Raw genomic sequence first — 1,279 nt, forward strand, 5'->3', positions numbered from 1 at the left:
GAAGTGGCCCCGGAAATTTGCACAAGCCTTTAGGTGGGAACTCTGCTAGTCCCGACCCCTTCAAACGCAAATGATTAGGGAGCAGAGAATGACGAAGAAGACGAGACGGAAGCATTCAGCCGAGTTCAAGGCCAAGGTGGCTTTGGCAGCGATAGCCGGCGACAAGACTCTTGCCGAGCTGGCGCAGCGTTTTGAGGTGCATCCGAACCAGATCACAGAATGGAAGCGGCAACTCAGCGAGCGGGCTTCCGATGTCTTCGGCAAGCCATCCGCCAGCGAACCCGAGGTGGATTTGAAGGTTCTCCACGCCAAGATCGGTCAACTGACGCTGGAGAACGATTTTTTAGAAAGCGCACTCAGCAAGGTGGGATTGCTGAGCGCAAAGCGATGATCGACCGCGAACACAAAGTATCAATCACGAGACAGGCCGAACTGGTCGGAATAAGCCGCGGCAGCGTCTATTACCAGCCCCGGACGGTGAGCTCCGCCGATCTGGCACTCATGCGCCGCATTGACGAGTTGCATCTTGAGTTCCCGTTCATGGGCGCCCGAGCGCTCCGGGACCAATTGGTTCGAGCCGGATTCCGCGTAGGTCGCAAGCATGTAGGCTCGTTGATGACGCGCATGGGGATTGTCGCGCTGTACCGCAAGCCCGGCACCAGCAAGAAACATCCTGGGCACAAGGTATACCCCTATTTGCTTCGGGGCCTGCTCATTGAAAGAAGCAACCAAGTGTGGGCCCTGGACACGACCTACATTCCGATGGCCAAGGGTTTTGTATACCTGACCGCGGTTGTGGATTGGGCCAGCCGCAAAGTCTTGGCGTCGAAGGTCGCGATCACGCTGGAGGCGTGCCATGCCGTCGATGTCCTCCAGGATGCTTTCAACCGTTATGGCACGCCGGAAATCGTAAACACGGATCAAGGCAGTCAGTTTACGGCTGTCGAGTTCGTAACAGCCGTCCGGGATCGCGGTTGTAGACTGAGCATGGACGGTCGTGGGGCCTGGCGCGATAACGTGGTTGTCGAGCGCCTCTGGAAGACAGTGAAGTACGAGCGGGCCTATCTCCACGCCTACGACACGGTGAGCGATGCCCGGCGGTCGATCATGGAATATATGGATTGGTACAACAGGGAGCGTCCACATTCGCGGCTAGGCAGAAAAACTCCTGACGAGGCCTATGCCGAACAGATGCCCCAGGTAAAAATGGCGATGTAAGAATGGCGGAGATTCCACCTAAAAATCAGGCGAATCTGTTCAAACAAACTGAGCCACTTCT

1 protein-coding gene is annotated in these 1,279 nt (G+C 56.5%); it reads left to right on the plus strand.

The genetic code is table 11. From position 1 onward, the window contains the following. Window positions 1–88 precede the first annotated feature (88 nt). A protein-coding gene (locus tag H4684_RS20490; RefSeq protein ID WP_407644779.1) for an IS3 family transposase occupies window positions 89–1,218 on the plus strand; the annotation gives its coding sequence in 2 pieces (ribosomal slippage) (window positions 89–338 and window positions 338–1,218; 1,131 coding nt in all). Window positions 1,219–1,279: the final 61 nt, after the last annotated feature.

The organism is Desulfomicrobium macestii, assembly GCF_014873765.1.
GTDB lineage: Bacteria > Desulfobacterota > Desulfovibrionia > Desulfovibrionales > Desulfomicrobiaceae > Desulfomicrobium > Desulfomicrobium macestii.